Raw genomic sequence first — 5,159 nt, 5'->3', positions numbered from 1 at the left:
GGCGCGCGGAGCGGCCGGGGGACCCAAGCGGGTGCCACCCGGTTGCCGTACTTGAGGAAACGTCCGGTTATTTTTCCGTCACCGAACCGACCACTTCCGGGCATCAGTCGGCTCCATGGAACCTAGCCTCCTAGGACGCCAAACACGCTGTGCCGGAACTGCTGTCGGGTGAAGGAGGCTGGACAACAGGGACGACCCAAATGAGTGGTCGCGGTGGATGTCGTGAGTACGGCTGGCATCAGGCCGCTGCTGCGTTGTGAACTCTCACCCGGCGTCAGCTGCGAGGTGACTCTGAGTAAGTTCATTCTGTGCCTTGTTTCGGATGATATGAAGCTCTTGCGAGATGCCCGGGGTCGGGTGGCTCCAGTGCTGCGGGTGGCCGGTCGCGCCTCGGCTTGCCCGCGCCGGTGGTAGGACTCCGCCTCGGCAGAACGGCCTGGCTGGCGAATACGAACCGGTGCGGCCGTGACGGCGAAGACGTTGTTGGCATGCCACGACGTGGCGACGTCCGCTGTTACGTCTTGCGCGAGAAGGGCCGTTGATGGATGTGACCAGCGAGCCGGCATGGCTGCAGGTGTTCAGCACGGTTCTGCTGCGAGCGCACGTGTGGCAGGCCGATCAGATCGCTGAGACGGTGGAAGCCAGCCTGTCGCGGCTGGGTATCACTCCCACCGTTTATCTGGTCGATCACGAGCAGCGCGCGCTGCATGCGCTGACCCCGGTGGGCCGTCCACGGCCAGTGGAGGTGCCGGTGGACGGCTCGGTCGCGGGCCGGGCGTTCGCGCAGATCCGTTCCCTGTCCGTCGCCGCCGGCGACGATGATGAGCGGCGGCGGTGGTGGGTGCCGATGATCGACGGCACCACTCGGATCGGTGTGATCGACTTCCTGCTGCCCGCTGGACTGGATACGAGCAGTCCGGTGCTGCAGCAGCGGTGTGAGCTGTTCGCCGGACTGATCGGTCATCTGATCGTCACGACCCTTCCTCGCGGCGACCACCTGTCGCGGCTACGCCGAACCCGGTCGATGTCGGTCGCCTCCGAGCTGTTGCTGCAGTTGCTGCAGCCGTTGACGATCGTCTGTGACCGGGCTGCGGTCAGTGCGATCATGCAGCCGTGTTACGACGTCGGCGGCGACGGCTACGACTACGCCATCGACACGAACCATGCCCGGTTCAGCATTCTCGACGGCGTCGGGAAAGGGTTACGGGCGGGCTTGGCGACCGCGGTCGCGCTCGCTGCCCTGCGCGCTGCTCGCCGCGACGGGCAGGACCTGATGGGTCAGGCGCGCACAGCGGATGCCGCCCTCGGTGAACAGTTCACCGATGCCCGGTTCGTCACGGCGGTGCTCGTCGAACTTGACTTGGAAACTGGCGTGCTGCATCTGCTCAACGCCGGGCACCCGGCGCCGCTTCTGCTGCGTGCGGGGCGGGTGGTGGGCGAACTCGAGGGAGTCCGGCGTACGCCGCTGGGCATCGCAGATTCCCATCCGAAGCTCGCCGAGCACCGCTTGGAGCCCGGCGATCAGATCCTGCTGTTCACCGACGGGATCATCGAGGCCCGTGACGTCACCGGGGAACTGTTCGGGGTGCACCGGCTGGTGGCGTTGGCCGAGCAGCACGCCGCCGCCGGGCTTGCTGCCCCGGAGACCGTACGGCGGCTGTCGCACGCGGTCATCGAGCATCAGCACGGACCGCCGAGCGACGACGCCACGCTGCTGCTGGCCGAATGGTCGTCGGCCGCCGCCCGCCGTTCGATCCCCTGAATCCCTGAGCTTGTCACTGACCCGCTGCTGTGGCAGCTATGAACCAGCGGCGACCGACGGCCGCTGCACGGCGGTCGGCGTCATGGCTCCAGCTCGTAGGTTCGTCGACAGCCGTGTGGGACGTGGCCGCGTCTCCGGCGTGGATCGCCGCCAGCAGCCGGGAGGCCGCTGACCTGCTCTGCTGTCGCGGTCTCTCATCGGGATGTCGCTTCGGATCTCTCAACGGGGCGGTTTCCTGGTGAGGGCGCCGGTGGTGAGTAGGCGCTCGCTCCCGCGGCCGTGCTCTGGCGACTGGACCCCGGCGTTCTGGTCGAGCGCTCCTTGATCGCGTACGACCGGTGGAGATCCAAGAAACGATCATCTAGGCTCCGGCCCGGACAGGAGGCCGACGCGATGGTGTTCGACTGGGTTCCGCGGTGGATGGGGAGTCCGTGGTTCTGGGTCCCGCTGAGCCTGCTCGGATTCGGCATCCTGATCTTCATCGACGGTCGGCGGGTTCTGATGTTGTCCGCCCTCCACGGCGGCGCCTGGGTGGTGTCGGTCATGGTCGGACTGGGTGTGGCCGCGCTCGGCCTTTTCCTCGCCTGGTCGGGGTATGGGTGGCTCCGAGCCGCCTTGGACAGCAAGCCCTCCACCTCCACGACTGCCCTTCAGCGGGTGTCGGCAGCTGCCGGAGCCTGCTATGCGATCGCCATGATGGTGGCCTTCGTCGTAACGCATCCCAGACACGCGGACGATCTAGGCGCCCACACACCGCTCGAGGTGATCGCCCTCACGACATTCATCGTGCTCGAGGCCATGGCTCTCGCATCGATCGTCGCCTTCGGGGTGCGGGCGACGTACGGACGGTCCGGACCTCGTCACCACGCTCGTGGAACACGCGGGCGTCGGCGTTGACCGGGAACATTCCCACGTGACGGCCCTTGATCCTCAGCTGACTTGCTTCAGCTGTCATTGGAGCCTCGCCCGTGGAACCTACAGAGCCGGCCAGCGCGGACGCGACCACGGACCGGCACGGCGCCACGAGGCCGCCGTGCCGTCAATGCGGCATGTCCGTAAACCGGTGATTTAGCCGAGGGGCAGGATTCGCACATGGACCTGTTCAGAACGGCGGTCACCGACGTACGGCAACTGCTGACCAGCGAACGTCGCGATCTCCTGTGCCTGTTACGGGAGATCTCGCCACAGCAGTGGCTGATGCCGAGTGCGGCCCCTGGTTGGAGCGTCAAGGACCTGGCGCTGCATCTGCTCGATGACGACCTCGGCTGGCTGTCCCGTGGCCGTGACGGGGACCCGAGCGGCAGGCTCACGACGGACGACCACGAGTCGTTCGTGACCGCGTTGGCGGCGAAGAACCAACGGTGGATCGACGGCGCCCAAGGACTCAGCGGGCGGGTGATCACCGAGCTGCTCGAGTGGTCGGGTCAGCAAATGGACACCTACTACGCGTCGATGGACCTGCAGAGTGAAGGACGCGTCAGCTGGGCCAGTGACGGCCCGGTCCCGATCTGGTTCGACATCGCGCAGGACCTGACCGAACGGTGGGTTCACCAGATGCAGATGCGCGAGGCCGTCGGCCGGGCCGACGACTTCGCCGAGCGTTACCTGCCTGCAGTGTTGCGTACCTTTGTCTGGGCTCTGCCACATCAGTATCGCGTAGCTGCGCCGGCAGGGACCACAGTGCAGGTCGACCTGGCAGCCGGTGGCATGTGGGTTCTGGTCAGCGACGGCTCGGGACGGTGGTCGCTCGAGGAGGGCGTGGTCGAGGCGCCTGACGCGCGGGCGGAGTTCACGAGCGATGCTGCCTGGCGATGGCTCACCGGGGCGACCCTGCCGCGGGACGGACTGCTCCTCCAAGGTCCCGCCGAGCTCTGTCAGCCGCTGCTGGCCGTGCGCGGCATTCTCGCTTGACCACCCCGCCCCGTTGCCGAACTGCTCGACGAGGACGTGCGCTGGCCGCGTCAACCCGGACGTGACGTTGCGTAGCGCGCATGAGAGTGCGGCTCACGCACCTCGGCCCAGGGACAGCGCTACAGCCGTTTGTTCTCTGTGCTTCACAAGAGCAGCGATGGCCGTAGCGCCGGGGCGGCGGCCCTCGTGCTGGCCCGCCGAGTGTGCCGCAAGGCCGAGGCTGCCGGTCACGAGCGTTGGTAGGGCCCTTCGAACGGTCCGCCCGGGCGGACCAGCAGGTAGACACCCGCCAGCACCATCACGATGAATCCGACGATGAAGAGCGCCGGCGGCAGGATCTTGCCGAGCAGGCAGAAGCCGATCCAGGCAAGTGCGTATTTCATGAAGGTCTTCACACTTGTTCCTGACGGACAGAACGGTTTCCTGACGGACAGAACGGTGACGCCCGGCCCAGTGCAGGCACCGGTTCCACGGCGCACACGCGCGATTCGCCTCCGCCGTTTTGGACTCGGCGGACGCCGGTCTCGAATGGGCGGCTGAGCACCGGGTGACCGGAATTCTCGCCGAATACCCCTTCGGGGGCGCCCACGACGTCGCCGTCAGCGAAGGCCGCTTCACGCCGTCGAAAGCCCACCACGGCACCGCCGACCACGTCGCCGCCTTCAGCCCCGGCCTGCAACACCTACACCTGGTCGACGGCCAGCAACACCAAGCGCACGCTCGGCGGCAGATCAGTGAAACGCCCTGGTCGGTATCAAGGTCTGAAGCGCGTGGCGTCAGGAGCGCAGAGTGATGTGCCTACTGCTTCCCCGCCAGGCCGGCACTGACCATCGACAAGTGCTCTGCCCTGAAGCGGTTCGCCGAGATTGACTTCGTAGGAAACCGGATCGTTGCCGGGGCACCTCGCACCAGCAGGCTGCCTCGGCGCGACCATGAAAGTCACGACGACCTCCGACTGGTGCATGTGGATCTCCGGTGCCAGGACCTGCCCCGTGATCCCACCGTTGCACCCTAGTCGTGAGACGAATGCGGTGAACCTCGTCGACGTTTCCTTGAGGCTCTGGTCCGGTTTGAGGAACCAGACAGCAGCAGCTTCGCCGGGCGCGCTCGTCTTCGCCGGTGAACTGGCTTCGATCCGGAAGTTTCCATCGGATCTTGCTGTGGATGGACTGGTGGAGGCCGCACAAGCTGACATCAGAGTCACCAGGGACGTCAACACCAAGACCGAGGAAAGTCGAAGTCGCGTCGTCACCGCCATGAGACGTACTGGTGCCCCCGCTGGTTCCGGGCCCACCTCAAATTCGCCGGCTACCTCGTGCACTTGGAGGTCGAACAGGACGTGCGGTCCGCGTGACGCCCCGGTATCCGGACCTCCACAGCTGAGCGCTATCCGCGGCAAATGAGTAATCTCAGATCTTGCCCCTACAGGGCCGAGCGGGGCAGATCTAGTCCCACTCGGTAGGTGACGGTGTGTACGGGCGGCGGC

At 66.4% G+C, this 5,159-nt stretch carries 4 protein-coding genes and 1 pseudogene; 4 read left to right on the top strand and 1 reads right to left on the bottom strand.

The genetic code is table 11. The features are described 5' to 3' along the window. Positions 1-541 precede the first annotated feature (541 nt). From CHC09_RS44710 to CHC09_RS44700, 3 genes are all read left to right on the top strand, one after another. Positions 542-1,762, top strand: a complete 1,221-nt coding sequence (locus CHC09_RS44710) for a PP2C family protein-serine/threonine phosphatase (RefSeq protein ID WP_089299355.1) — start codon at positions 542-544, stop codon at positions 1,760-1,762. Positions 1,763-2,155: 393 nt separating this feature from the next. Then, on the top strand, positions 2,156-2,659 hold the full coding sequence (locus tag CHC09_RS44705; RefSeq protein ID WP_089299354.1) for a hypothetical protein: 504 nt from the start codon (positions 2,156-2,158) through the stop codon (positions 2,657-2,659). A gap of 195 nt (positions 2,660-2,854) precedes the next feature. Further along, positions 2,855-3,673 carry a maleylpyruvate isomerase N-terminal domain-containing protein gene (locus CHC09_RS44700; protein WP_089299353.1) on the top strand — a complete coding sequence of 273 codons (819 nt, stop codon included), beginning with the start codon at positions 2,855-2,857 and terminating at the stop codon, positions 3,671-3,673. A gap of 227 nt (positions 3,674-3,900) precedes the next feature. Here the strand turns inward: CHC09_RS44700 and CHC09_RS47035 are convergent, their stop codons facing one another. Continuing rightward, positions 3,901-4,056: a hypothetical protein gene (locus CHC09_RS47035; protein WP_179277576.1), complete on the bottom strand. Its 156-nt coding sequence runs from the start codon at positions 4,054-4,056 to the stop codon at positions 3,901-3,903. A gap of 95 nt (positions 4,057-4,151) precedes the next feature. Here CHC09_RS47035 and CHC09_RS44695 point away from each other — a divergent pair. Then, a pseudogene (locus CHC09_RS44695) lies at positions 4,152-4,466 on the top strand (DUF7710 domain-containing protein); the annotation flags it as partial. Between the last annotated feature and the right edge of the window lie 693 nt (positions 4,467-5,159).

The organism is Actinoplanes regularis (assembly GCF_900188005.1).
Taxonomy (GTDB): Bacteria; Actinomycetota; Actinomycetes; order Mycobacteriales; family Micromonosporaceae; genus Actinoplanes; species Actinoplanes regularis.
Note: the sequence above shows the minus strand (reverse complement) of the source record. Positions and strands in the feature narration are given on the sequence as shown.

Bases quoted from the DNA above. Each gene is read 5' to 3' on its own strand.
- CHC09_RS44700 (WP_089299353.1), top strand. From the start codon at position 2,855: ATGGACCTGTTCAGAACGGCGGTCACCGACGTACGGCAACTGCTGACC.
- CHC09_RS47035 (WP_179277576.1), bottom strand. From the start codon at position 4,056: ATGAAATACGCACTTGCCTGGATCGGCTTCTGCCTGCTCGGCAAGATC.
- CHC09_RS44705 (WP_089299354.1), top strand. From the start codon at position 2,156: ATGGTGTTCGACTGGGTTCCGCGGTGGATGGGGAGTCCGTGGTTCTGG.
- CHC09_RS44710 (WP_089299355.1), top strand. From the start codon at position 542: ATGGATGTGACCAGCGAGCCGGCATGGCTGCAGGTGTTCAGCACGGTT.